1 protein-coding gene is annotated in these 1,383 nt (G+C 65.6%); it reads right to left on the reverse strand.

The window, feature by feature from the left end; genetic code table 11:
- Nucleotides 1-23: 23 nt before the first annotated feature.
- Nucleotides 24-1,091 carry an IS110 family RNA-guided transposase gene (locus tag AC6CID_RS24995; RefSeq protein ID WP_064061575.1) on the reverse strand — a complete coding sequence of 356 codons (1,068 nt, stop codon included), beginning with the start codon at nt 1,089-1,091 and terminating at the stop codon, nt 24-26.
- Between the last annotated feature and the right edge of the window lie 292 nt (nt 1,092-1,383).

Here is a 1,383-nt window from a genome sequence, read left to right on the forward strand (position 1 = left end):
GCGACACTCCTATTGACTTGCTGTCAAGCGGCGGTCGTTTGGCGTCGAGGCTGCAGCGTCTGGACGATGAGTGGATAGAGCTGCCGAACGAGATACCGTTTCAGGCAGCGGATGATTTCCATCTTCGTCTTGCCTTCCGCGATCCGTCGTGTCGCGTAGTTACGGGTCTGCTGGTCGTAGCGCAGCCGCACGAGCACGATGTGGTAGAGCGCTGAGTTCGCCTGCCGGTCGCCTGCGCGGTTGAGTCGGTGACGGTTGGTCTTGCCCGACGACGCCGGTATCGGACAGGCTCCGGCCAGTGCCGCGAACGCGGCTTCCGAGCGTAGCCTGTCAGGGTTGTCGCCGGCGGTGATCAGCAGCTGCGCCACGGTGTCTCGGCCGCAGCCGAAGACGCTCATCAGGTCCGGGGCATGGTCTTCGAGTAGCCGTTGCAGGTGCCCGGACAAGTCCTCGATCTGCTCGGTCAGTGCTTGCCAGCGCCGCGCCAGCAGCCGCAGGCTGTAGGCCGTGGCCTCGGCTGCGGTCACCGGCGCAGGTGTCGGTCGTGACGCCGCCAGCGCAGCGATCAACTTGGTGTTCGACAGGCCCCGGTAACGCGAACGCAGCTCCTCTGGCGCCGTGATCAGCATGCCCTTGATCTGGTTGATCGTCGCTGTCCTGGCGGTCAGTGCAGACGACCTCGAGGTGCGCAGCACCCGGAGCGACTCCACCAACCCATCGCCACCCTTGGGTGCGGCGCTGGCTCGACCCGACAGCACCGCCTCAGCGGCCGAATAGGCGTCGAAGGGATCGCTCTTGCCGCGAATCCGGCGATCGAACCGGTTGGGGCGGTTGACCTCACTGACCGCGATGCCCGCGACCTGCATCGCACGACTGACCCCAGCCCCGTACGAGCCGGTGCACTCGATGCCTACCTTCACCAGCCCAGGCCAGGACCGCAGGAACCGCAACGCCGCCTGGTAGCCGGCCGCGGTCGCTGGGACCTGTACATCTGCCAGTCGTCGTCCGGTGGCATCGATCGCTGCGACGTGGTGGGTGTCGGCGTGGGTATCGATTCCGCCGTAGACCTCGAGGTGATCCTGATTCACCATGGGACTGCGCCCTTCCATCTTGTCGGGTGCGCAGTCCGGCCGGGCGTCAGTCAGTTCACTATCGGGGATCTCGCCAGACTCCTATCAGGACATGACGGCCCGCCGGGCTGCACTCAAACGAGTGAGCCGAGCCGGTCGACACGTCGCAGACAGGACAGCCACCAACCTGCAGTGGCGTCAGAAGAGCCGTGAGCCAGACCCGCCCACCAGACCCATCCTGCGCCCACCGAGCCGAGACCGTCACGCCCATCAAGGAGTCAGACCAACCGGTCCACGAGATCCATAGTGAAGA

This window comes from Rhodococcus sp. GQ147 (assembly GCF_059759155.1).

Coding starts and splice junctions, on each gene's coding strand:
- AC6CID_RS24995 (WP_064061575.1), bottom strand. CDS start 1,091: ATGGTGAATCAGGATCACCTCGAGGTCTACGGCGGAATCGATACCCAC.